Origin of the sequence: Methylobacterium sp. ap11 (assembly GCF_900110515.1) — a bacterium.
Lineage (GTDB): Bacteria > Pseudomonadota > Alphaproteobacteria > Rhizobiales > Beijerinckiaceae > Methylobacterium > Methylobacterium ajmalii.
The window spans coordinates 429228-452685 of sequence record NZ_FOEB01000002.1; the positions used below are offsets into that span (position 1 = coordinate 429228).

The window sequence follows — 23458 nt, forward strand, 5'->3', positions numbered from 1 at the left end:
GGTGTTTCGGGAAAAACCCTCCGGCGTCGGCTTCCCGTGCGGGGCGCCGCCGTCAGGCTTCAGGGCATCTCAGGGGGGTGGGCTTACGCCAGCACGCCCATGATGTCGGACTCCTTCATGATGAGGAGGTCCTTGCCGTCGATCTTGACCTCGGTGCCCGACCACTTGCCGAACAGGACGCGGTCGCCGGCCTTGACGTCGAGGGGGGTCAGCTTGCCGGACTCGTCGCGGCCACCGGGGCCGACGGCGACGATCTCGCCCTCTTGCGGCTTCTCCTTGGCGGAATCCGGGATGATGATGCCGCCCTTGGTCTTCTCCTCGCTCTCGATGCGACGGACGACGACACGGTCGTGCAGCGGACGGAATTGCATGTGCTGCCCTCTTGCTTCGCAGAACGCATTGCGGTTGGTGCTGGCGCCGAAGCCGCCTCTCAACCGGGGCATTAGCACTCCCATCAGGTGAGTGCTAAGGCTGGCGTGGAGATAATCGGGCCGCGGGACCGAGTCAAGGCGCTGGCCTGTGGCACGTACGGCACAATCGGGCGGCTCGGGACAGCCGAACCCGCCCATCAGGAGCCCATCCGGTCATGATCACGCTGCACGGCCCGGAGGGCGTCGTCGCCGAGGGCCAGGCCTGCGCGGCGCGGCCCCTGCCGCCCCACGGCACCTGGCTCGACCTCGAGGATCCGAGCGAGGCCGAGACCGCGCTGGCCGAGACGGTGACCGGGCTCGCGGTCCCGTCCCGCTCCGCGCTCAGCGAGGTGCAGAATTCCCGCCGCCTCAACCGGCGCCGGGACGCCTTCTATCTCAGCACCCCGATGGTCTCGTTCCGGGACGACGACCTGAGCCTGCGCCCCCTCGGCTTCGTGCTGACGCCCGAGCGCCTGCTCACAGTGCGGTTCCAGCCGCTCGCCGCCTTCGACACCGTGAAGGCGCGCCAGGCCGAGCGCGACGGGCCGGCCTCCAGCGTCGAGACGTTCCTGGCGCTCAATGAGGAGCTGATCGACCGGATGGCCGACAGCCTCGAGACGATGAGCGACGAGCTCGATTCGCTCTCGACCCGGATCTTCACCTTCGACACCAGCGCCAACGGCCACGGCCGGCGCGAGGGAGCGGCCCCGAAGCGTCGCGACCTCGCCCTGCGGCGCCTGCTGCGCGCCATCGGCCGGCGCGGCAAGGCGCTGGCGAAGCTGCGCGCCTCGCTGCTCGGGCTGGGCCGCATCCTGCCCTACGTCGCGGGCGAGGCCGAGACTTGGCTCAAGGCCGAGGAGAAGGCCCGGTTCGAGAGCCTGCGCCTCGACGTCGCCTCGCTGGACGAGTTCGAGACGCGCCTCTCCGAGACGGTGCAGTTCCTGCTCGACGCCACCCTCGGCCTCATTAACATGGAGCAGAACAACACCTTCCGGGTGCTTACCGTCGTCTCGGTAATCGGCATCCCGCCGACCCTGATGGCGTCGGTGTACGGCATGAACTTCAAGCACATGCCGGAGCTCGACTGGACCTTCGGCTACCCGTTCGGGCTCGCGGTGATCGTCGCGAGCGCGCTGGTGCCGGCGGTCTACTTCAAGCTGAAAGGCTGGTTCTGACGCCCGCTCACCGCCTGGCCGCGAGCGCCGAGCCCGCGAGGATCAGCCCGGCGCCGGCGAGCGTCGCCACGCCCGGCACCTCGCCGAAGGCGACGTAGCCGAGGCCGATCGCCCACAGGAGGGCGGTGTATTCCATCGCGGCGAGCCGCGAGGCCTCGGCCTGCGCGTAGGCGCGGCTGAGCACCAGATGGCCGGCGACGCCCAGCAGGCCGACGAGGACGAGGAGCGCCCAGTCCGGGGCCGCGACCGGCGTCCAGGTCCAGGCGGCGGGCGCGGCCAGCATCGCGGCGGGGCCGGCATTCTGGATCGCCACGATGGTCACCACCGGGTCGTGGCGGGCGCGGGCGCGCAGCAGCACCATCGAGAGCGCGTAGGTCAGCGCCGAGGCGAGGATCGCGGCGATGCCCCAGGCCGAGCCGGCGCCGCGTTGCGCGCCTTCCGCCCCGACCTGCCCCGCCACCACGATCCCGACCCCGAGGAAGCCGACGACGAGCCCGGCCCAGACCGGCGGCCGCACCCGCTCGCGCAGGAGGAGCGCGGCAAACAGCGCGATGAAGATCGGGCTCAGGAACGAGAGCGCCAGCGCCTCGGCCAGCGGCAGCACCGACAGGCCGTGGAAGAAGCAGAGCGCCGTCGCGACGACCAGCACGGCTCGCAGCCCGTTGGTGCGCCAAGTCTCGGCCGAGGGCCAGCCGGGGCGCAGGGCGCCGAGCACGCCCGCCATCACGACGGTGCCGACGAGGTAGCGGGCGAACGCGATCTCGGTGACGCCGTAGCGGTCGGACAGGCCCTTGATGGTGGCGTCCATCAGGGAGAGGAGCCCGATGCCGAGGGCGGCGAGCAGGATCGCAGAGGCGGGGGAGGAGCTGGGACGCATGGTCTAAGCCGGATGGCCCGATGGGACCCGCAGCGCAAGGGCCGCGGCCGCCGGGCGCTTAGGCGTTTCCTTAAGGCGTCCGACCCATCCTCGATTCCGATCCGCGTCGCCCCAAGGAAGCCCGACCGATGCTGCATGAGGGTCCCGGCCAGACCGAGCGGGGGCGGCGGTGAGAATCGTCCTCGTCGCCGACCACGCCTACATCAACGGCGGCCAGGCCAAGGTCTCGCTGGAGAGCGCGATCGGGCTCGCCCGCCGCGGCCACGAGGTCGTGCTGTTCGCCGCCGTCGGCCCGGCCGATCCGCGCCTCGCCGAGGCCGGGGTGCGCACGGTGCTGCTCGGCCAGACCGACGTGACCAAGGCCCGCTCGCTCGCCGCCTTCGGGGTGCAGTGGCTGTGGAACGCGCCGGCCGCGGCGCAGCTGCGCGACCTCGTTGCCGAATCCGACCCGCGCGACACGGTGGTGCACGTCCATGCCTGGGCCAAGGCCCTGTCGCCCTCGATCGGGCCGGTGCTGCGGGCGAGCGCCGCGCCGGTGGTCTACACCGCGCACGAATACTACCTCGCCTGCCCGAACGGCGGCTTCTACGACTATCCGGTCGCCGCGACCTGCCACCGGGTGCCGAACGGGCCGGCCTGCCTGACCCACAATTGCGATTCGCGCACCTATCCGCGCAAGCTCCTGCGCGTCGCCCGCCACGCCCTGATGCGCCGCACCGGCCTCGTCGAGGGCATCGACGCGATGGTCATGATCAGCCGGCTGCAGCGCGAGGTGCTGGCGCCCTACCTGCCCGCGACGACGCGCTACTTCGACGTGCCGAACCCGGTCGACGTCGCGCCCCTCGGGCACCGCGCCGGACCGCCCGGCGACTTCGTGTTCGTCGGCCGCCTCTCGCCCGAGAAGGGGCCGGGGATCTTCGCCGAGGCGGCGCGGCTCGCCGGGGCGCGGGCGGTCTTCGCCGGCGACGGCCCGGCCCGGGCCGAGCTCGAGGCCCGATACCCCGAGGCGTCCTTCCTCGGCTGGCAGAGCCCCGATCAGGTGAAGGCGGTGCTGCGCGGCGCCCGCGCGCTCGTCTTCCCGTCGGTCTGGTACGAGGGCCAGCCCCTCACGGTGCTCGAATCCCTCGCCCTCGGCACCCCGGTGATCGTCAGCGACGTCTGCGCCGGCCGCGAGGCGGTGCGCCACGGCGAGAGCGGGCTGTGGTTCCGCTCCAACGATTCCCGCTCGCTCGCCGAGGCCATGGGCCACCTCGCCAACGACGCCACTGCGCTCCGGATGGGGCGCGCCGCCTACGACCTGTTCTGGGCCGACCCGCTGACCCTTGAGCGCCACCTCGACGGGCTGGAGCGAGTGTATCGCGACGTGGCGGGGCAGGAGGGGCGGGCGCGGCCCCTGGCACGGGCGGGATAGCCGGTCGCCGGCCGCGCTTCACCTCGGACGCGATCCGGGATCAAACCAGCGAATCACGCCGGACAGGACGCCCGGCACCCTGACGAGTGCGACACCAATGGCGGTCATCGCGGCCTTCGTGGTCAATGCGGTCCTGAACCTGGCCCTCGGCCTGCTCATCGCGCAGATCCTGGGGCCGGCGGATTTCGGCCGCTTCGCCCTCGGCACGGCCGGCGCGGTGGTGCTCAACATCCTGCTGTTCGAGTGGCTGCGCCTCTCGGCCACTCGGTTCTACTCGGAGCGGGTGCGGGCGGCCGAGCCGTGGATCCGTGCCATGCTCGACCGGGCCTACGCGGCCACCGCGATCGGGCTTGCCGGCGCGGCGCTCATGGCGCTGGCCGGCCGGCCGGCCTTCGGCGAGCCGGCCCTGCTGGCGGCGGCCGCGGCCGGGGCCGCGATCGGCATCGGGCTGTTCGACTACCAGGCGGCGCTGGCCCGCGCGCGCTTCGTCGGCGGGCTCTACCTGCGGCTGGTCCTGGTCAAGAACGGCCTCGCCCTCGTGATGATGGTCGGTACCGCCTGGACGACGCGGGACGCCGCCGCGGTGATGCTCGCCGGGGGCCTGAGCCAGTTCCTCGCCGCGTTCTTTGTCCACCGGGCGCTCGGCGACCCGCCGACCGCGCACGAGGCCGCCCGCCGCCGCGAATCCCTTCGCCTGTTCATGGCCTACGGCCTGCCGGTGGTCGCCGCCAACGTCGTCTACCAGTTGATGCCCTTCGCCAACCGCTCGGCGGTGGCCGCCGCCGCGGGATTCGCCGAGGCCGGCTACTTCTCGCTCGCGGCCGATATCGGCGGGCGGATCTTCAGCACGCTCGGGGCCGCCCTCGATCTCCTGCTGTTCCAGATCGCGGTTCTCGCCGCAGAGACCCGCGGCCACGAGGCCGGCGAGGAGCAGGTCGCCCGCAACGGCGCCGTCGTGTTGGCGCTGATCCTGCCGAGTGCTGCGGGCTTCTGGGCCGTGGCCCCGGCGCTCGAGGCGATCGCGGTGCCGGAGGCGTATCGCGGCCATTTCGTGGGCTACACGCTCCTCCTGCTGCCGGGCCTCGTCGCCCTGGCGCTGATGAACTTCGCCCTCAACCCGATCTTCCAGATCCGCCGCCGGACCCTGCCGCTGGTCGCCGCCGGCGGCCTCGGGGCGTTGGTGAACCTCGTCGCCGCCCTGGCGCTCGCCGGTCCCTTCGGCCCGGCCGGCATCGCGGCGGCGCAATCCCTCGGCTTCGTCGCCGCCCTGCTGTTCCTCGGCCTGCGGGCGCTGACCGGCCCCGGCCGCCTGCGGATGCCCTGGCGCGATCCGCTGGCCGTCGTGCTCGCCACCGCGGCGATGACGGCCGCGCTCCTGCCCCTGCGCGGCCTCGCGCCCTGGCTCGCCCTGCCGGCCTGCCTCGGCGTCGGCGGCCTCGTCTACGGCGCCCTGGTCTGGCGCTTCGACATCGCGGGCCTGCGCAGCGCGGTGCTCGCGCGCGTCGGCCGAGGTATGCCGGCGGCTTGAGGCCGTTGCCTTGGCCCCAATTCATCAACGCCGCACCTGCTTGCAACCGGCTCCGGTTGCCCGCAATGATCCGCGCCCCGATCCTCGCGCTCCGGCGCGACCCTGGCCCAGCCCGAGCGAGCCCCGCGATGAGCACCTACCAGCCCCGCAGCGAGGCCGAGGCCGCGACTCTGATCGGCGAGGCGGCGGCGCGGCGCGAGCGGCTGCGGCTCGTCGGCGGCGGCACCCGGGCGGGGATCGGCCGGCCTGCGCAGGACGAGGCGACGCTCTCGTCGGCGGGGCTGACCGGCATCACCCTGTACGAGCCGGCCGAGCTCGTCATCGCGGCCCGGGCCGGCACGCCGCTCGCCGAGGTCGAGGCGCGGCTCGCCGGGGGCGGCCAGATGCTGCCCTTCGAGCCGATGGACCACCGCCCGCTGTTGGGTTCGACCGGCGAGCCGACGATCGGCGCGGTCGCCGCCGGCAACGTCTCGGGCCCGCGGCGCATCGCCGGGGGGGCGGCCCGCGATAGCCTGATCGGCGTGCGCTTCGTCAACGGGCGCGGCGAGGCGGTGAAGTCCGGCGGCCGGGTGATGAAGAACGTCACCGGCCTCGATCTCGTGAAGCTGATGGCCGGTTCCTGGGGCACGCTCGGGTTCCTCACCGAGGTCACCTTCAAGGTACTGCCCGTGCCCGAGCGCACCGCGACCCTGGTGCTCGCGGGCCTCGACGATGCCCGCGCCGTCGAGGCGATGAGCGTGGCGCTCGGCTCGCCGTTCGAGATCACCGGCGCGGCGCACCTGCCGGAGGGGATCGACGGCCCGGCCCGCACGCTCCTGCGCATCGAAGGCTTTTCCGCCTCCGTCGATTACCGCCTCGGCCAGCTCACCCGCCTGTTGCGCGGCTTTACCCCCCCGGCGACGCGGGAGGGGGAGGAGGCTGCCTCGCAGTGGCGCGCGGTGCGCGACGTCCTGCCCTTCGCCGGCGGCGACGAGGCGGTGTGGCGCCTCTCGACCGCGCCGGGGCGCGGACCCGCCGTCGCGGCGGCCATCGCCGCGGCGCGCCCGGCGCGCTGGTTCTACGATTGGGGCGGCGGCCTGATCTGGCTCGCTACCCCGGCGACCGGCGATGCGGGGGCGGAGGTCGTCCGGGCGGCCCTCGCCCCGGGCGGTCACGCCACGCTGGTGCGGGCGCCCGATGCGGTGCGCGCCGCGGTGCCGGTCTTCGAGCCCCTGTCCGAACCCCTGATGCGGATCACCGCCGGCCTCAAGGCCGCCCACGATCCCGCCGGCCTGTTCAACCCGGGGCGGATGTACGCCGGAATCTGAAACCCGACCCCCATCACCGAGGGAGCGGCCCCCGGCCATGAGCGTCATCTCGCATGTCTGCCTCGGCACCGCCGACCTCGCCCGCGCGGTTCCGTTCTATGCCGCCCTGTTCGAGGAGCTGGGCCTCAGGCTCCGCTTCCACGAGCCGGAGAACGGATGGGCCGGCTGGATGCCGCGCGACGCCGACCGGCCCCTCGTGATCGTCGGCCGGCCGTGGGACGGCGATGCCCCGAATCCGGGCAACGGGCTCATGACGGCGCTGACCGCCCGCTCGCGGGCCAGCGTCGATCGCTGCCATGCCCTGGCACTGGCGGCGGGCGGCACCTGCGAGGGGCTCCCCGGATTGCGGCCGCATTATCATCCGGCCTATTACGGCGCCTACTTTCGCGATCTCGACGGCAACAAGCTCTGCGAGGCGTGTCACGAGCCCGAAGGGGGTGTGTGACGGCCCGGTCCGCTGCTACGGGAGAGCCGCCGCGACATCCGTGAAGCGGACCTGATCCTCGCTCATGCGTTGCCGCCCTCGATGACCTTTCGCCTCGCCCACCTCACCGACCCCCATGTCGGCCCGCTGCCGCGCCCGCGGCTGCGCCAGCTGATGAGCAAGCGCGCCACCGGCTGGGTGAACTGGAGCCGCGGCCGCAAGCTCACGCACGACATGGAGATCCTGGCCGCCCTGGTGGCCGACCTGCGCGCGAGCGCCCCCGACCACATCGCCTGCACCGGCGACCTGTGCAACATCGGCCTGCCGAGCGAATGGGAGACCGCCCGTACCTTCATGGAGGCGCTCGGCGAGCCCGGCTTCGTCAGCTTCGTGCCCGGCAACCACGACGCCTACGTGCGCGGCTCGCTCAAGGGCCTCCTCGACGCGGTCGGCCCCTGGACCCGGGACGATGCCGGCGGCGAGAAGGCGTTTCCCTACCTGCGCCGCCGGGGACCGCTGGCCCTCGTCGGCCTCTCCTCGGCGATCCCGACCGCACCCTTCGTGGCGAGCGGGCGCCTCGGCTCCGACCAGATCCGGGCCGCCGAAACGATGCTCCGGGACCTCGCCGCCGAGCCCGAGCGGCCGTGCCGGGTGGTGATGATCCATCACCCGCCGCATGTCGGCGGCGCCAAGGCGGGGCGCAACCTCACCGACGCCCACGCCTTCGAGGCGATGATCGGCCGGGTCGGCGCCGACCTCGTGCTGCACGGCCATAACCATGTCGGTTCGGTCGCCTTCGTCATGTCCCCGGGGGGGCGGCGCGTGCCGGTGATCGGCGCGCCCTCGGCCTCGGCCCGGGGCGGGGCGCTCAAGCACTGTGCCGGCTACCACCTCTACGAGATCGAGCGCACCGCCACCGGCTTCTCCCTCACCGCGACCCTGCGCGGCCTCCTGCCGGAGGGAGGACTGGGCGATCTCGGCACCCTAACCCTCAAGGGGTGACCCTTTCGGCGGGATGATCCTCCCGGGATGAGGCCTCGCGGGACCGCAGCCGGGGCCCGAAGGGCCATTTCGACGCGGCACTTCGCGAGACGCTGCAACGGACCCTCGAGCAGGAGGGACCGCAGCGCCAGCCGATCGGCTTCATGCCGCCGCGACAGGCCGCGGAATCGGCGAATCCGCCGCCCGCCGGCCTGTGGCGCGGATGCACCATGGACCGTCCGGCGATTGTTTCCGCCCTGTTTTCGCCACAGCCCGGCGGCCAACCCGTTCGACGTTAACCGAACGGGAGGGGACGATGACCCGACTGACCGCGCCGCGGCGCCTGCTGACACCGCTCCTGACGGCGGCCACGCTTCTGAGCCTGGCGGCACCGGCCCACGCCATCAGCCTGCTCGACCGCGGGCCGATCGCCGACTTCCTGACGGTCTTCCGCCAGCAGGGCGTGCCGCGCCAGACCATCGGCTGGAACAGCCCCTACAAGCCCGGCACGGTGGTGATCTCGACCAGCCAGCGCCGGCTCTACTACATCCTGCCGAACCAGGAGGCGGTCCAGTACGGCGTCGGCGTCGGCCGCGAGGGCTTTTCCTGGTCCGGCACCAAGACCGTGACGATGAAGAAGGAATGGCCGGCCTGGCGCCCGCCCGAGCAGATGATCAAGCGCCGGCCCGACCTGCCGCGCTACATGGCCGGCGGCAACGACAACCCGCTCGGGGCCCGGGCGCTCTATCTCGGCTCCTCGCTCTACCGCATCCACGGCTCGAACGAGCCGGAGACGATCGGCGCGGCGGTGTCCTCGGGCTGCATCCGCATGACCAACCGGGACGTGATCGACCTGTATGGTCGCGTGAAGGTGGGCACGAAGGTGGTGGTGCTGCCGTAGGGTTCGTCTGGTTTTCGTTGAGCGAAGCGGCTCTGTCGGCGCAAACGCCGACAGAGCCGCTTCGCTCCAGGCGTTAAGACGTCGAGGCCTACACCGCCACGACCTTCCCCGGATTCATGATGTTATCCGGGTCGATCGCCCGCTTCAGCACCCGCATCAGGTTCAGCGCCTCGGGCCCGTGCTCGAGCTCCATGAAGTGCATCTTCTTCTGGCCGATGCCGTGCTCGCCGGTGCAGGTGCCCTCCATGGCGACGGCGCGGGCGACCAGGCGCTCGATGAAGCCGGAGACCCGGGCGATCTCGTCGGGGTCGTCCATCATCACCAGCGGCGCGGTGTGGAAGTTGCCGTCGCCGACATGGCCCGCGATCGGCGCCGTGATGCCGCATTCGAGGATGTCGCGCTTGGTCTCGTCGACGCATTCGGCGAGTCGCGAGATCGGCACGCAGACGTCGGTGGCGATGACCTTGGCGCCCGGCCGCATGCCGACCGCCGCCCAGTAGACGTCGTGACGGGCCTGCCAGAGGCGGGTGCGCTCCTCGGCCTTCGTCGCCCACTCGTAGGGCCCGCCGCCGAACTCGGCCGCGATCTCGCCGAAGCGCTCGGCCTGCTCGCGCACGCTGGCGTCGGTGCCGTGGAACTCGACCAGCAGGAGCGGGGTCTCCGGCAGGGTGAGCTTCGAGTAGGCGTTGCAGGCCGCGACCTGGACCTCGTCGAGGAGCTCGATGCGGGCCACCGGCAGGCCGGACTGGATCGTCACGATGACGGCGTCGCAGGCCGCCTTGATGCTCGGGAAGGGGCAGACGCCGGCGGAGATCGCCTCCGGGATGCCGGCGAGCTTGAGGGTCAGCTCGGTGATGATGCCGAAGGTCCCCTCCGAGCCGACCATCAGCCGGGTCAGGTCGTAGCCGGCCGAGGTCTTGCGCGCCCGCGGGCTGGTGCGGACGACGTCGCCGTTCGGCATCACGACGGTGAGCGACAGGACGTTGTCCTTCATCGTGCCGTAGCGCACCGCGTTGGTGCCCGACGCTCGCGTCGCCGCCATCCCGCCCAGCGAGGCATCGGCGCCGGGGTCGATCGGGAAGAACAGGCCCTGGTCGCGCAGGTGCTCGTTCACCGCCTTGCGGGTGACGCCGGGCTGGACCACGCAGTCGAGGTCCTCGGCATGGACCGCCAGGACCTTGTTCATCCCGTTCATGTCGATCGAGATGCCGCCGTACGGCGCGTTGACGTGGCCCTCCAGCGACGTGCCGGTGCCGAAGGCGACGACCGGCATCTTGTGCGCCGCGCAGACCCGCACGATCGCCTGCACGTCCTCGGTGCTCAGGGCGTAGACCACCGCGTCCGGCGGCTGGTTGGTGACCCAGGTCAGGGTGCTGGCATGCTGCTCGCGCACCGCCTGCGAGGTGACGACGCGGTCGCCGAACTGCGCGATCAGCTCGCGGATCACCGCCTCGACGGTCTCTGGGCTCGGGCGCTCGCGCGACGGGGTGGGGCTCAGGGCGTTCATGGCGGTGTCGACTCCCGAAACGGACTGGCGGGCGCCGTGGGGAAAGTGCGTCCCGGCCTTGTGCCGGCCACCCTATCAGGCCGGATCCCCACGGCATATCCGCCGGATCGGTCACGGAGAAGTGCGCTGCGGGGGTGGCTCCTTGACCCAAGGTGCAAGGCGGGCGGGGGTGCATCCCGGGCCCGAGCGTGGTACGTGCCTGGGCGCCCTTGTCATCCCGCGTGCGCCATCGGGAGCCCCACAATGGCAGACGACCGCCCCGCCTCGATCTTCTTCTTCGCGCCGTTCGTGTCGTCCACGATGGTGATCGAGCCGGGATGGATCGATTACAACGGCCACCTCAACATGGCGTATTACCACGTCCTGTTCGACCGGGCGGTGGACGAGGCGTTCGGCGTCGTCGGCCTCGGGCCGGACTACATGGAGAGCGGACGCGGCACGACCTTCGCGGCGGAAGTACACGTGCGCTATCGCCGCGAACTGGTGCTCGACGACCCGATCCGGGTCACGCTGCAGCTCATCGCCTTCGACGAGAAGCGGCTGCACTTCTACTCCGAGATCCGCCACGCGACCGAGGGCTGGGTCGCCGCCTCGTCGGAGAATCTCTCCCTCCACGTCGATCCGGAGACGCGGCGCGTCGCGCCGTTCCCGGAGGACATCCAGGCCAACCTCGCGGTCATGCTCGGCTCGCATGCCCGGCTGCCGCGGCCCGACGATCTCGGCCGTGTGATCGGCATCCCGGCCCGCGGCCACCACCGTCCGGACACCATGGCCTTCGCGGCCGCCGGCGCCCGGGTCCGTCACTGACGCCGGACGGCCGCCGGCTCAGCGCCGCACGCCGAGCGGGGGCAGGGGCGCCGGAGGCAGGCTCTGCTGGCGCTGGATCTGGCCCTGGAGCTGGTTGGTCTCGAAGCGGTTCTGCTGCTGGATGCCACGGATCTCGCCGCTGCTCTCGATCGAGCGGTTGATCCCCTCGACCCGCTGCTGGGCGCGGTTCACCGGGGCCTGGTTCTGGGCCAGGGCCGGGAGGGGCGCCGCCATGGCGGCGAGGATCAGGAGGCTGTGGGCGCGCATCGGGGACCTTTTCCGCGGACGAGACCTGTCAGGTGGGGACGACGCGGCGCCTGCTGCAAGGTTCCTCCCCGCAAGGTTCCTCCCCGCAAGGTTCCGGGTCCCGCGGAGACCCGCCGGCATCCGGCTCCCATGCGTCCCGCACCCTCGACGCCGTTCGCGTTTTGGTCCAGTGATGCCGGCATGACTCGCGATATCGCCGGGACCGGCTCCACCTCGATCTCCGCCCGCGCCCGCGCCGCGGTGGTGCCCCAGGGCGTCTCCTACCTCGACGGGCTGAACCCGGAACAGCGCCGCGCCGTCGAGGTGACGGACGGGCCGATCCTGGTGCTGGCCGGCGCCGGCACCGGCAAGACCCGGGTGCTGACCACGCGGATCGCCCACCTGATCGCCACCGGCCGCGCCCGGCCCTTCGACATCCTGTCGGTGACCTTCACCAACAAGGCCGCCCGGGAGATGAAGGAGCGCATCGGCGCGCTCATCGGCGCGGCCGGCGAGGGGATGCCGTGGCTCGGCACCTTCCACGCCATCGGCACCAAGATCCTGCGCCGCCACGCCGAACTCGTCGGCCTGCGCTCCGACTTCACGATTCTCGGTACCGACGATCAGCTCCGGCTCCTCAAGCAGGTGATCGCGGCGGCCGACCTCGACGAGAAGCGCTGGCCGGCCCGCAGCCTCGCCGGTACGATCGACGGCTGGAAGAACCGCGGCCTTTCCCCCGAGCAGGTGCCGGCGGGCGAGGCCTCGGCCTTCGGCTTCGGCAAGGGCGGGGCGCTCTACGCCGCCTACCAGGAGCGGCTGAAGTCGCTCAACGCGGTCGATTTCGGCGACCTGCTGCTGCTGTGCCTGAAGCTGTGGCGGGAGAACCCGGACATCCTCACCAACTACCAGCAGCGCTTCCGCTACATTCTGGTCGACGAGTACCAGGACACCAACGTCGCCCAGTATCTCTGGCTGCGGCTCCTGGCGCAGGGGCACCGCAACGTCGCCTGCGTCGGCGACGACGACCAGTCGATCTACGGCTGGCGCGGCGCCGAGGTCGACAACATCCTGCGCTTCGAGCACGATTTTCCGGGTGCCCTGGTGGTGCGGCTGGAGAACAACTACCGCTCGACCGGCCACATCCTGGCCGCGGCGTCCGTGCTGATCGCCCATAACGAAGGGCGGCTGGGCAAGACCCTGCGCACCGACAGCCCGGAAGGCGAGAAGGTCACGGTCACCGGCGCCTGGGATTCGGAAGAGGAGGCGCGCCTCGTCTGCGAGGAGATCGAGAGCCTGCAGGCCAAGGGCCACAAGCTGTCGGAGATCGCCGTGCTGGTGCGGATCTCGGCCCAGATGCGCGAGATCGAGGACCGCTTCGTCCAGCTCGGGCTGCCCTACCGCGTCGTCGGCGGCCCGCGCTTCTACGAGCGGGCCGAGATCCGCGACGCGCTCGCCTATCTGCGCATCGTCGCCAACGGCTCCGACGACCTCGCCTTCGAGCGGATCTTCAACACGCCCAAGCGCGGCCTGGGCGACGCGACCCTCCAGGCCCTGCACGGCCTGGCCCGCCGCGCCAACGTGCCGCTGCTCCAGGCGGCCCGCATGATGAGCGAGACCGAGGAGCTGAAGCCCAAGCCCCGCTCGACGGTGCGCGCCCTGTGCCAGAGCTTCTCCCGCTGGGCCAAGCTCCTGGAGGACCAGCCGCACACCGAGGTGGCCCAGACGATCCTGGAGGAATCCGGCTACACCGAGATGTGGCAGAAGGAGCGTACCGCCGACGCGGCCGGGCGGCTCGAGAACCTGAAGGAGCTGGTGCGCTCGATGGAGGAGTTCCCGGACCTCGCCGGCTTCCTCGAGCACGTCTCGCTGGTGATGGACGTCAACGAGGCCGAGGGCGGCGACCGGGTGAGCCTGATGACGCTGCACGCGGCGAAGGGGCTCGAGTTCGACACCGTCTTCCTGCCCGGCTGGGAGCACGGGCTGATGCCCAACCAGCGCGCCCTCGACGAGAGTGGGCGCGCGGGCCTGGAGGAGGAACGCCGCCTCGCCCATGTCGGCCTCACCCGGGCGCGCAAGCGGGCCAAAATCTCGTTCGCGGTCAACCGCCGCATCCACGGCCTGTGGTCCTCGACCGTGCCGAGCCGCTTCATCGACGAATTGCCCGAGGCGAGCGTCGAGGTGCGCGACGCGCCGGCGAGCTTCTCGCAGGGGCCGTCGCGCTTCGACCGCCAGGCGCCGGCCTTCGGCTCGTCCTACTCCACCCCGGGCTGGCAGCGGGCGCAGGCCCAGACCGCCGGCCAGGACCGCTACGGCCAGGGGGGTTTTGGCGGGGGAGGGCGCAGCACCTCGCCCGGCCGGCGCGGGCCGCAGCAGATCGAGGGGACGCTGGTGGCGAAATCCACCGGCACGCCGTCCGCCTTCGAGGCCGGGGCGCGGATCTTCCACACCAAATTCGGGCCGGGCTCGGTGGCGGCGGTCGACGGCAACAAGCTCACCGTTGACTTCGACAAGGCCGGCCGAAAGATGGTGCTCGACAGCTTCGTCCAGCCGGCCTGACGCCGGCGGGGAGGGGCTTCGAGGCAGACCGGGAGCGGCGATCAGGTGGCGACCTCGACCGGCCCGCGGATCGCATCGATCCGCATCGACCGTCCCGGCCACTGCGCCGCTGTGTGGTTTTCATCACAATTTGCCGTTCCGTACCGGCCCCGCGCCGTTTCGCAACGGCATGGTGCGGCGCGACAATTGCTCGTTCATCATCCTCTGCTTACCCTGACGGTCGAAACAGGCGGACTTGTCCACCGCCTGCGTCAACCCCGTCCGGAACCGTCGCGGCCTCCCGAGGCTTAAAGCCGTCAGAACAACGCAGGAGAACAGGGACACGAGAGGGCACACGACAATCGGCACCGCAAGTCCAGTGGGAGTGTTGATCCGTGAAGAGACGACGCGCACGACTTGAACTGGTTGATGACCGCCCGATCCGAGTGCACCGCACTCGCTTCGAGGAAGAGCGCAACCCGCCACCGATCCAGCCGATGACGGCCCGCCAGGCCGAATATCTCGACGCCCTTGGTTCCCACCCGCAAGTCATCGTCCTCGGCCCTGCCGGGACCGGCAAGACCTACATCGCCGGCACCCGCGCCGCCGACCTGCTGCGCCAGCGCCGGGTCGCCAAGGTGGTCATCACCCGGCCGAACGTGCCCTCCGGCCGCTCCCTCGGCTTCTTCCCCGGCAGCATCGAGGAGAAGATCGCCCCCTGGGTCGCTCCCCTCACCGAGACCATGAAGGAGCGCATGGGGGAGGGCGCCTTCGAGATCGCCGTGAAGGCCGGAGACATCGAGGTCGTGCCGTTCGAGGTGATGCGCGGCCGCACCTTCAAGAACTGCCTGGTGATCCTCGACGAGGCCCAGAACACCACCCCGGCCGAGATCAAGATGTTCCTGACCCGGATCGGCGACGACACCCAGGTCATCATCAACGGCGATGTCTCGCAGACCGACCTGCGCGAGACCTCGGGCCTGCGCACCGTGATCCATCTGGTGAAGAGCCGGATGATGCCGATCCCGATCGTGGAGTTCGGCCTCGACGACATCGTGCGCTCCGGCATCTGCGCCGAGTGGGTGCGGGCCTTCGAGGAAGCCCGCGTCTGACCCGGAAGGCCAGCCCGTCCGGTCGTCGGGACCGGGCGGGCGCGCTGCCCACATCAGCCCGCGGGGCGACGTGACCGTCTCGCGTCAGACCCGCTTCAGCCGCACCCCGAACAGCCGTAGCGCCACGAGCAGGGTCGCCGCGTAGGCGACGAGCCCGGCGGCGCCGAGCGCGGACAGCACCGCGAGGTCGCGGAAGCGCGGCAGCGCCGGCATCAGGCCGTCGATGAGGGGTAGGCCGCCGAGCGTGCAGCCGGCGAGCACCACGCAGGCCGCCAGCACCCCGCCGGCGGTGACGATCAGGGTCCGGCTCGGCGCGGTCCAGCCGCGGCCGTAGGCGAGGCAGAACAGGATCAGCACGTTGACCCAGACCCCGGCGGCGGTGGCGAGCGCGAGGCCCATCACCCCCAGCGGTCCCGTCAGCATCACCTTCAGGCCGACATTGACCGCGACCGCGGTGAGCGAGGCGACGACCGGCGTGCGGCTGTCCTGGCGGGCGTAGAAGCTCGCCACGATGCTGCGGATCAGCACCGCCGCCGGCAGCGCCAGCCCGTAGGCGGCCAGCACCGCGCCCGAGCGGGCGGCCGCCTCCGCGTCGAAGGCGCCGCGCTGGAACAGCGCGGTCATGATCAGGTCGGGCACCAGCAGGAACGCCACCGCGAACGGCGCCGAGAGGGCGAGCGAGAAGCCGGTGGCGCGGTTCTGCGCCGCATGCGCCCCGTCCTGGTCGCCCGCGGCGATGCGCCGACTCATTTCCGGCAGCAGCACCGTGCCGGCTGCGATGCCGATGACCCCGAAGGGCAACTGGTAGAGCCGGTCGGCGTAGTAGAGCGCCGAGACCGCGCCGGTCGGCAGGAACGAGGCGATGATCGTATCGGCGAACATCGCGATCTGCACGCCGGCCGAGCCGATCACCGCCGGTCCCAGCATCCGGAAGAACCGGCGCATTCCGGCATCGCGCAGGGTCGGGCGCACCAGCGACGGGGCGAGCCCGGCCCGGCGCGCATCGGCCCAGACCAGCAGGAATTGCAGCACGCCCGACACCGCGACGCCCCAGGCGGCGGCATGACCGGCATTCGGGAACAGGAAGGCGAGGGCGAGCGCGGCCAACAGCGAGACGTTGAGCAGCACCGGCGCGGCGGCGGCGGCGGCGAAGCGCCGTCGGGCGTTGAGGATGCCCGACAGCAGCGTCACCAGGGTGATGAACAGGAGGTACGGGAAGGTGATGCGGGTGAGCGTCACCGCGAGCGCGAATTTCTCGGGCTCGTCGGCGAAGCCGGGCGCCAGCGCCCGCACGATCACCGGCATCAGCGGCAGGGCGAGCGCCAGCAGCGCGATCTGCACCAGCAGCATCAGGGTGAAGACCCGGTCGGCGAAGGCGCGCGCGGCCCCGGCCTCCGCGTCGAGCGCCGCGTAGGTCGGCACGAAGGCGACGTTGAACGCCCCCTCGCCGAAGATGGCACGGAAGTGGTTCGGCAGCCGGAAGGCCACCACGAAGGCGTCGGCGACCGGTCCGGCGCCCATCACGGCGGCCATGACCACGTCGCGCAGGAAGCCGGTGGCGCGGGAGACCAGCGTCCAGCCGCCGACCGAGAGGATGCTGCGAATCATGCCGTGCTCCATAGCACAGCGTGGCGGTTGCGCGCGGGGCTCACACGGCGCCGGAATACCGGGCACGCCGCTCGCCGCGGCGGTCGTCGCGGACCAGGCGGTCGTGGCCGACCGCCGCCGGGCCGATGCGCTCGGCCACGACGTAGAGCGGGCGTCGCTTCACCTCGGCGAAGATGCGGCCGATATACTCGCCGATGATGCCGAGCGACATCAGCTGCACGCCCGAGAAGAACATCACCGAGACGATCAGCGAGGCGTAGCCCGGAACGTCCGGCCCGCGCAGCAGCGTGTCGGCGACGAAGTAGAGCGCCGCCAGCAGCGCCACGGCGGCGATCGTGCCGCCGAGATAGGTCCAGACCCGCAGCGGCACGGTCGAGAACGAGGTGATGCCGTCGAAGGCGAAGCGGAAGAGCTTGCGGAAGCTCCATTTCGAGCTGCCGTGCTGGCGCTCCTCGACCTGGTAGGGCACCCCGACCGAGCGGAAGCCGATCCAGGAATACAGGCCCTTCGAGAACCGGGCCCGCTCGGGCAGCGCCCGCAGCACCTCGACGCCCTTGCGGTCGATGAGCCGGAAGTCGCCGGCGCCCTCCGGCAGCGGCATCTCGCCGAAGCGGGCGAAGAGCCGGTAGAACAGCCGGGCGAAACCGCGCCGCATCGCGCTCTCGTCGTCGCGGTCGGTGCGCTGGGCGTAGACCATCACGTTGCCCTCGCGCCAGCGCTCCCAGAAGGCCGCGATCAGCTCGGGCGGGTGCTGCAGGTCGGCGTCCATGATCACCACGGCGCGGCCCTCGGCATGGTCGAGCCCGGCCGCGATGGCGATCTCCTTGCCGAAGTTGCGGCTGAACGAGACCGCGCCGATGCGGGGCTCCGCGGCGTGGTGGGCCGCCACCACGGCGGCGGTCTCGTCGTGGCTGCCGTCGTCGACGAACACCACCTCCCAGGCCGGCGTCAGCCGCTCGAGCACCGGGGTGAGGCGCGCGAGCAGAGGGGCGACGTTGGCGCTCTCGTTGAAGACCGGTATGACGACGCTCAGGTCGACCGGCGCGGGGTGTGCGAACAGCTCCACGGTGCTGTCCCTCGTTTCGGTGTCGCGCCGCGGCGCGAGCCGGCGGCGATCGGTCATCGGGCCGGTGCAGGGCACCGGCGGTTCATGCGCGAGATCTAAGCCATGCTTCCTGAACGGCGCCCGGTCGTGCTCTGCGCCGACGATTACGGCCTGAGCCCGGGCGTCAGCCGGGGCATCCTCGAACTGGCGCGGGAGGGCCGCATATCAGCCACCGGGTCGATGACCAACATCCCGGCCTTCCGCGCGGACTCTCCGCCACTGCGGGAACTCGCCGGCACGGTTGGGCTCGGGCTCCACCTCACCCTGACGGCGGGGGCGCCCCTCGGCGCGATGCCGCGTCTGGCGCCGGACGGGCGCCTGCCGCCGCTCGGCCGGATTCTCTCCGCGAGCCTGTCGGGACGCCTGCCGGCGGCCGAGATCCGCGGCGAGATCGAGCGTCAGCTCGACGCCTTCGCGCAGGCGATGGGCCGGCTGCCGGATTTCGTCGACGGGCACCAGCACGTCCACGTCCTGCCCGGCGTGCGCGGTGCGCTCCTCGGGGCGCTGGCGGCGCGGGGCTGGCGCGGCTGGCTGCGCGATCCCGGCGATCGTCCGGCGGCGATCCTCGCCCGCCCGCAGGCCCGCAAGGCGGCCGTCGTCGCGGGGCTCGGGCTCGGCTTTCGCGCGGCGGCCCGGCGGGCGGGGTTCGCCACCAATCGCGGCTTCTCCGGCTTCTCGAACTTCGCCGAGGGCGACGGGTTCGCGGAAGCCTTCGAGCGGAGCTTCGGAGCGCTCGGGCCCGCCCCGGTGGTGATGTGCCATCCGGGCGAGAGCGACGAGGCCTTGCGCGCCCTCGATCCCGTGGTGGCGAGCCGGCCGCGCGAACTCGCCTATCTCGGCTCCGACCGCTTCGCGGCGTTCCTGGAACGGGAAAGCCTGCGGCTCGTGCCGGGGCCCGCGGCATAGAAAAGCCCCCTCGCCCGGGCGGGGAGGGGGCTCTCGATTTCCGACGCTCAGGCGCCGATCAGGCGATCGCCTCGCCGTACATCTTCTCGACGTGCTCCCAGTTCACCAGGTTCTCGATGAACGCCTTGAGGTAGTCGGGACGGCGGTTGCGGTAGTCGATGTAGTAGGAGTGCTCCCACACGTCGACGCCGAGGATCGGCTTGGCGCCGTGCACCAGCGGGTTCTCGCCGTTGGGGGTCTTCATGATCTCGAGCTTGCCGTTCTTCACGGCGAGCCAGGCCCAGCCGGAGCCGAACTGCGACACGCCGGCCTGGATGAAGTCGGCCTTGAACTTGTCGGTGCCGCCGAGGTCCTCGGCGATCTTCTTCTCGATCGCGCCCGGAATGGCGCCGCCGCCGTTCGGCTTCATCCACTGCCAGAAGTGGATATGGTTGTAGTGCTGGCCGGCATTGTTGAACAGCGGCTGGTTCTGGCCGTAGGAGGCCTTTACCACCTCCTCGACGCTCTTGCCGGCGAGCTCCGAGCCCTCGAGCAGCTTGTTGCCGGTGTCGACGTAGGCCTTGTGGTGCTTGTCGTGGTGGAACTCCAGGGTTTCCTTCGACATGTAGGGCTGCAGCGCGTCGTAGGCGTAGGGGAGTTCGGGCAGCGTGAAGGCCATGGCGTGTCTCCGGATCGCTCGGGTCCTCGCGGCGCTTCCCGGGGAAGCCGCCGCGTCACCCGCGTCTACCTAAGTCGGCCGTGCGCCGGCGGCAACGCCGCTCGGCCCAACCCGGCGGCGCCGTCCCGGGCTTTGGCGGCCTGCTGCAGGCCGTCGAGGGCGGTTCAAGCGTGGCGATTTTGCAAATGCGGCCTGCACCTTTAAGCCTGTCGCGCGGGCGGGCGGGGCGACGGCTCCCGGCCGACCGTCCGGCTGTCCCCGATCGCCCGCCGGGATCGACCCGCTTCGTGCCGCCACCTCCGAGAATCCGATGATCGTTGCGTTGTCCGTGCTCGCCCTCCTGATGCTGATCGGCGGTCTCGCCGCGATGGTCCAGGGCATTCCGTTCATCCGGCTCGAGGTCGGCTGGACCATGGTGATCGCCGGCACGGTCGGGGCGAGCGGGGGCGCGGTGCTGCTCGGCCTCGCGGCCGTGGTCGCTCGGCTCGGGCGCATCGAGCGCGCCTTGCGGTCCGACCGGGCGGCCACGCCGCTCGCCGCGGCGCCGGCCTTCCCCGAGCCCCCCGGCCCGGTCCGCCCGGCCCGCAGCGAGCCGGTGATGCCGCCGATCCCGACGGCGCCGCTGCCGGTCCAGGATGCGGCCCACGGGACGCTCCCGGTCCCCGCGCCGCAGCCCTCCGAGCCGACGGGCCTCGGCAACGCCGCCGCCCTGGCGGCCGGCGCCGCGGCGGTCGGGCTCGCGGCCAGCGAGCTCCGCCTGCGCCGGGCCGACGACGCCGACCCGGCCCTGCCGCAAGAGGCTCACCTTCACGAGGCTCACCTGCACGAGGCTCACCTTCACGAGCCTCACCAGCCCGCGCCGCCGGAGGCCGTGCCCCCGGAACAGGCCGCGCCCGCGCACGAGCCGCAATCCCACCTGCCGGACCCGGTCGTCGAGGCCGAACCGCCCCCGGCCGTCGCGCCGCCCGAGCCCTCGCTTCCCCTGCCGACGCACCCCGAAGAGGCGCGCCAGCCGATCGTGGAGGAGCCGCCCGTCGCGCCGGTCTCCGAACCCATCGCGGAAGAGCCGGGCCGAGAGGAATCGGCCCAGCAGGAATTGGTCCAAGAGGAAACGGCCCGGGAGGAGCCCGCGCCCGAGGAGCCGCCGGGCAAGGCGGTGATCGGCACCTACGACGCCGGCGACAACACCTACACGATGTATGCCGACGGCACGATCGACGCCGAGACGCCGGCCGGGCGCTTCCACTTCGCGTCGATCGAGGAGCTGAAGGCGTTTCGCAGCGCCGGCGGCGAGGGCGCGGCCCGCAGCGCGTGACGGCTCGGAAACGCCCCCTCCCGGCCCGCCCGCTCACAACGCCGCCAGCGGGTTGAGCGCGGCGTTTCGGACCGGCAGCGGTGCCAGCATGGTCAGGACGAGGCCGCCGGCCGCGTAGTCGGTCGCGACCTCGGCCTGGACCTGGGTCGTGAGGACCCGCTGCAGCAGGCGCGAGCCGAAGCCCTGGCGGGTCGGCGGCGCCACTGCGGGGCCGCCGGATTCCTGCCAATGGAAGCGCAGGCGCGGACGGTCCGGCCCGGATTCGAGGCTCCAGCGGATCCGCACCCGCCCGGCCCGGTTCGACAGGGCGCCGTACTTGGCGGCGTTGGTGGTGAGCTCGTGGATCGCCATGCCGATCGGGACGGCGATCTCGGACGGCAGGTCGACCGCGGGGCCGTCGAGCTCGACCCGCCCGCCGGTCCCCGGCAGCATCGCGCCGTCGGCGTAGGGCCGCAGCTCGTTCTCCAGCAGGGTGCGCAGGGAGGCGGTCTGCCAGACGTCCTCGGTCAGCACCGAATGGGTGTGGGCGAGCGACATGATCCGGCCGACGAACGCCTCGTAGAAGCTGTCGATGCTCGACGCGGTGCGGGCGGTCGAGCCGACGATCGCCTGGACGGTGGCGAGCGTGTTCTTCACCCGGTGGTGCAGCTCGCGGATCAGCAGCGACTGACGCTCCTCGGCGAGCCGCCGGTCGGTGATGTCGGCGACGACGCCGATGAGCCGGCTCGGCAGGCCGGCCGGCCCGTCGCGTTCGAAGCGGCCGGCCATCTCGATGGTCCGCCAGGCCGTACCGGCGTCGTCGGGACCGCTGCGGCGGATGCGGGTCGTTGCGTGCAGGACCCCGTCGCTGTGGAGCGCCGCGGTCACGGCCTGGCGGAACGCCGCCTTGTCCTCCGGGTGCACCACCGTACGGAAGAACTCGCGCATGCTGATGGTGCCGTCCTGCGGGCGGCGGCCGAAAATCTCCCACATGCGCTCGTTTTCCCAGAGCGACTGGTCGGCCAGCACGTGCCACTCGAAGATGCCGAGCGCCGCCACCGTGGTCGCCACCCGCAGCCGCTGCTCGCGGTCGTGCAGGGCGCGCCGCGCCTCCTCCCGGGCGGTCACGTCCTGGACGATGCCGGCCATGCCGGCGAGCGCCCCGTCGGGCCCCGGGATCGCCCGGCCGCGGGCCGAGATCCAGGCCTCCTGGCCGTCGCAGGCCCGGCGGAACCGCAGCTCGACCGCGTAGGGGATCGCCTTGGCGACGGCGTCCTCCACCGCGGCGCGCAGCCGGTCGAGGTCGTCGCGGGCGACCGCCTCCCGCAGATCCGCCCAGGCCGGCGTCGCCCCGGCCGGGTATCCCAGGATCGCGGCGGCCCGGTCCGACAGGACGACGCGGCCGTCCGCCGGGCTCCAGCTCCACTCGCCGAGGCCCGCGGCGGCGAGCGCGAGATGCCCGTGCTCCCGGAGCGGATCCGCGCGGGGCGTCGGCTCCTCCGAGATGGCGTCGACCGCGACGACGCGATGCCCGTCCCGCTCCGGCCCGGCGCGCAGCCTCAGCCGGACGGTCGATCCATCCGCCCGGTGCCAGATCGTTTCCCCGGTCGCCGGGTCGCCGCCACCCTCGCCGAGGGTCCGCCCGATCAGGCGACCGGGCGCCGTGCCGAGCAGGGCCGCCAGCGCCGGGTTGGCGGCCGCGATGCGCCCGTCCGAGCCGTTCACGCAGGCGAGGGCGACCGGCGCGCCCTCGAAGGCGAGGCGGGCAAGGAGGTCGTCCGGCAGGCCGGCGGCGGCGTCAGGCCTCTGTTCCAAGGCGGCGCATTCCTGATGGGTCGGAGGGCGACGGGCGCGGCACCTCGCGCCCCGCCTCCTGCGCGAGATCCCGGGCCGACGGGGTCCGCCCGGCCCGGCTTGGCGGTTTGACGGAAAAACATGCTCCTCCGAGCGTCCGGCGGCAAGGTCGAACGTCGATGCCGGGCCGGCGGTGCGATGGAGCACCTGCCGATCCGCGGGACTGTCCCGAACCCCCACGCCGTGACGCGCCGGCATGTAACGGATCGCCGCGAGCAGAATGCCGACCAGCGCCGCCAGCGTGGCGCCGAGCTCGATCGTCATCCGCTGTGCGAGAAGAATCGGAGCCTTTTTGCCTTGCGACGGCACAATCGCGAGAGGATTTTCTATCCTACCCTCCACCTCATCCTGAGGTGCTGGCGATCATAGATCGCGTGCGATCTCCGAGCGTCAACACCTCAGGGTAATTACTCAGGGGGTGCGCTCGGTCGCGGCGTGACGCCGGCGAGGAGCCGATGGCGTGCACTCGCAGCGCCTCTTGCCGAGAGCTGATTTCGCTGATTCTCTCGTGAGATGAGCCGCAGCGATCTTGAGCGTTTGAGCAAGCAGGAGCTGATCGAGCCGGTGCTGCGGCTGCAGCGGCCGGACAAGACCTCGCGCACCTCCTCCAAGCCGGCCTCGACCGATCGCAAGGAGCGGCGCGAGCAGGCCGAGCCGGGCGGCGCCAAACCCGGTCACGAGGGGCACAGCCGCACGCTCAGCCCCGATCCCGACGAGGTCGTGGCCCACCGCCGGGGTCAGTGCCCCTGCTGCGGCGGCACCCTGGCGGCGGATCTGCCGGCCGAGATCGTCCGCGTGTGTGAGCAGGTCGA

General features: G+C 72.0%; 20 protein-coding genes and 1 pseudogene. 13 read left to right on the top strand and 8 right to left on the bottom strand.

Features of this window, described 5'->3' with window-relative positions; genetic code table 11:
- Positions 1–83 precede the first annotated feature (83 nt).
- Positions 84–371: a co-chaperone GroES gene (groES, locus tag BMX97_RS04455; RefSeq protein ID WP_048428985.1), complete on the bottom strand. Its 288-nt coding sequence runs from the start codon at positions 369–371 to the stop codon at positions 84–86.
- Between the two features lie 215 nt (positions 372–586).
- Between groES and BMX97_RS04460 the strand changes: the two genes are divergently transcribed.
- Positions 587–1585, top strand: coding sequence for a magnesium transporter CorA family protein (locus tag BMX97_RS04460; RefSeq protein ID WP_091745786.1), 999 nt, complete (start codon positions 587–589; stop codon positions 1583–1585).
- Positions 1586–1592: 7 nt separating this feature from the next.
- Here BMX97_RS04460 and BMX97_RS04465 read toward each other — a convergent pair whose 3' ends face one another.
- Positions 1593–2462, bottom strand: coding sequence for a DMT family transporter (locus tag BMX97_RS04465; RefSeq protein WP_091745788.1), 870 nt, complete (start codon positions 2460–2462; stop codon positions 1593–1595).
- Positions 2463–2631: 169 nt separating this feature from the next.
- Between BMX97_RS04465 and BMX97_RS04470 the strand changes: the two genes are divergently transcribed.
- The 6 genes from BMX97_RS04470 (at position 2632) to BMX97_RS04495 (ending at position 9014) form a co-directional block, all read left to right on the top strand.
- Positions 2632–3873, top strand: coding sequence for a glycosyltransferase family 4 protein (locus BMX97_RS04470; RefSeq protein WP_091745792.1), 1242 nt, complete (start codon positions 2632–2634; stop codon positions 3871–3873).
- Positions 3874–3970: 97 nt separating this feature from the next.
- Positions 3971–5401, top strand: a complete 1431-nt coding sequence (locus BMX97_RS04475; protein WP_091745795.1) for a lipopolysaccharide biosynthesis protein — start codon at positions 3971–3973, stop codon at positions 5399–5401.
- A 128-nt stretch (positions 5402–5529) separates the two neighbouring features.
- Positions 5530–6708, top strand: a complete 1179-nt coding sequence (gene glcE / locus BMX97_RS04480; protein WP_091745797.1) for a glycolate oxidase subunit GlcE — start codon at positions 5530–5532, stop codon at positions 6706–6708.
- A 37-nt stretch (positions 6709–6745) separates the two neighbouring features.
- On the top strand, positions 6746–7153 hold the full coding sequence (locus BMX97_RS04485; RefSeq protein WP_091745800.1) for a VOC family protein: 408 nt from the start codon (positions 6746–6748) through the stop codon (positions 7151–7153).
- A gap of 81 nt (positions 7154–7234) precedes the next feature.
- The gene (locus BMX97_RS04490) at positions 7235–8134 is read left to right on the top strand and encodes a metallophosphoesterase family protein (RefSeq protein WP_091745803.1); all 900 of its coding nucleotides are present in this window, start codon (positions 7235–7237) and stop codon (positions 8132–8134) included.
- Positions 8135–8429: 295 nt separating this feature from the next.
- Positions 8430–9014 (top strand): L,D-transpeptidase, encoded by a 585-nt coding sequence (locus BMX97_RS04495; protein WP_091745806.1) that lies wholly within the window; start codon positions 8430–8432, stop codon positions 9012–9014.
- Between the two features lie 88 nt (positions 9015–9102).
- On the opposite strand, the gene BMX97_RS04500 is transcribed toward BMX97_RS04495, so the two are convergent.
- Positions 9103–10521, bottom strand: coding sequence for an FAD-binding oxidoreductase (locus tag BMX97_RS04500; protein ID WP_091745809.1), 1419 nt, complete (start codon positions 10519–10521; stop codon positions 9103–9105).
- 243 nt (positions 10522–10764) lie between these two features.
- On the opposite strand from BMX97_RS04500, the gene BMX97_RS04505 reads away from it, so the two are divergent.
- Positions 10765–11328, top strand: coding sequence for a thioesterase family protein (locus tag BMX97_RS04505; protein WP_060850285.1), 564 nt, complete (start codon positions 10765–10767; stop codon positions 11326–11328).
- 18 nt (positions 11329–11346) lie between these two features.
- On the opposite strand, the gene BMX97_RS04510 is transcribed toward BMX97_RS04505, so the two are convergent.
- Positions 11347–11595, bottom strand: a complete 249-nt coding sequence (locus BMX97_RS04510; RefSeq protein ID WP_091745814.1) for a hypothetical protein — start codon at positions 11593–11595, stop codon at positions 11347–11349.
- A 180-nt stretch (positions 11596–11775) separates the two neighbouring features.
- Between BMX97_RS04510 and BMX97_RS04515 the strand changes: the two genes are divergently transcribed.
- Both BMX97_RS04515 and BMX97_RS04520 read left to right on the top strand, forming a co-directional pair.
- Positions 11776–14130 (top strand): ATP-dependent helicase, encoded by a 2355-nt coding sequence (locus tag BMX97_RS04515; RefSeq protein ID WP_091745817.1) that lies wholly within the window; start codon positions 11776–11778, stop codon positions 14128–14130.
- A gap of 374 nt (positions 14131–14504) precedes the next feature.
- Positions 14505–15221 carry a PhoH family protein gene (locus BMX97_RS04520; protein WP_060850282.1) on the top strand — a complete coding sequence of 239 codons (717 nt, stop codon included), beginning with the start codon at positions 14505–14507 and terminating at the stop codon, positions 15219–15221.
- 84 nt (positions 15222–15305) lie between these two features.
- Here the strand turns inward: BMX97_RS04520 and murJ are convergent, their stop codons facing one another.
- Positions 15306–16829 carry a murein biosynthesis integral membrane protein MurJ gene (murJ, locus tag BMX97_RS04525; RefSeq protein WP_091745931.1) on the bottom strand — a complete coding sequence of 508 codons (1524 nt, stop codon included), beginning with the start codon at positions 16827–16829 and terminating at the stop codon, positions 15306–15308.
- A 40-nt stretch (positions 16830–16869) separates the two neighbouring features.
- A complete protein-coding gene (locus BMX97_RS04530; protein ID WP_091745934.1) occupies positions 16870–17895 on the bottom strand; it encodes a glycosyltransferase family 2 protein in 1026 nt (341 codons plus the stop codon).
- A 102-nt stretch (positions 17896–17997) separates the two neighbouring features.
- Between BMX97_RS04530 and BMX97_RS04535 the strand changes: the two genes are divergently transcribed.
- Positions 17998–18840: a ChbG/HpnK family deacetylase gene (locus BMX97_RS04535; RefSeq protein ID WP_091745820.1), complete on the top strand. Its 843-nt coding sequence runs from the start codon at positions 17998–18000 to the stop codon at positions 18838–18840.
- Positions 18841–18898: 58 nt separating this feature from the next.
- Here the strand turns inward: BMX97_RS04535 and BMX97_RS04540 are convergent, their stop codons facing one another.
- The gene (locus tag BMX97_RS04540; protein ID WP_060850279.1) at positions 18899–19498 is read right to left on the bottom strand and encodes a superoxide dismutase; all 600 of its coding nucleotides are present in this window, start codon (positions 19496–19498) and stop codon (positions 18899–18901) included.
- A gap of 310 nt (positions 19499–19808) precedes the next feature.
- Between BMX97_RS04540 and BMX97_RS04545 the strand changes: the two genes are divergently transcribed.
- Positions 19809–20813: a hypothetical protein gene (locus tag BMX97_RS04545; protein WP_177202120.1), complete on the top strand. Its 1005-nt coding sequence runs from the start codon at positions 19809–19811 to the stop codon at positions 20811–20813.
- A 33-nt stretch (positions 20814–20846) separates the two neighbouring features.
- On the opposite strand, the gene BMX97_RS04550 is transcribed toward BMX97_RS04545, so the two are convergent.
- Positions 20847–22607 (bottom strand): sensor histidine kinase, encoded by a 1761-nt coding sequence (locus BMX97_RS04550; RefSeq protein ID WP_244538275.1) that lies wholly within the window; start codon positions 22605–22607, stop codon positions 20847–20849.
- 552 nt (positions 22608–23159) lie between these two features.
- Here BMX97_RS04550 and BMX97_RS04555 point away from each other — a divergent pair.
- A pseudogene (locus tag BMX97_RS04555) lies at positions 23160–23458 on the top strand (IS66 family transposase); the annotation flags it as partial.